Genomic DNA, 435 nt, shown 5'->3' with positions numbered 1-435 from the left:
CAATTTCACAAATAGTTTGAGTCTCAGGATTAACATAATTACAGTAAAGAATATATGAAATATAAAATAATTCTTCTATTGAAAGTTTCCTTTTTCTTCGAGGTAGGGAAATTTTATCAATCGTTAATCCCCATCCTGCATAAAAAGGAATTCCATAAACATATACGAGTTTACCACACATTAATGCCTCTAAACCTATCATATCATTATGTACATGAACCTCATCCATTTGAGTTACCAATTCAAATGGATGAACATTATGATGTTCAATATACTTTATAGTTAAATCCGCATCTAAATTAGCTAATATACTTTTATAGCGTTTTAATTGTTTCTCGCAACAATTGTTAGAAAATTTAATCACAATGTTCGCATTTGGATTATTATAAACAACTTCATTAAGCATATCTTCAAAGGAATAATTTACTTTACAAA

At 27.6% G+C, this 435-nt stretch carries 1 protein-coding gene; it reads right to left on the bottom strand.

The features are described 5' to 3' along the window. On the bottom strand, positions 1–435 hold a 435-nt coding region (locus tag A9G32_RS01470), incomplete at both ends, for a capsular polysaccharide export protein, LipB/KpsS family (protein ID WP_218055801.1).

The sequence above is a fragment of the Gilliamella sp. Gris3-2 genome (assembly GCF_001690345.1).
In the GTDB taxonomy this organism is placed as follows: Bacteria; Pseudomonadota; Gammaproteobacteria; order Enterobacterales; family Orbaceae; genus Gilliamella; species Gilliamella bombi.
This window is presented reverse-complemented; position numbering and strand designations above follow the sequence as displayed.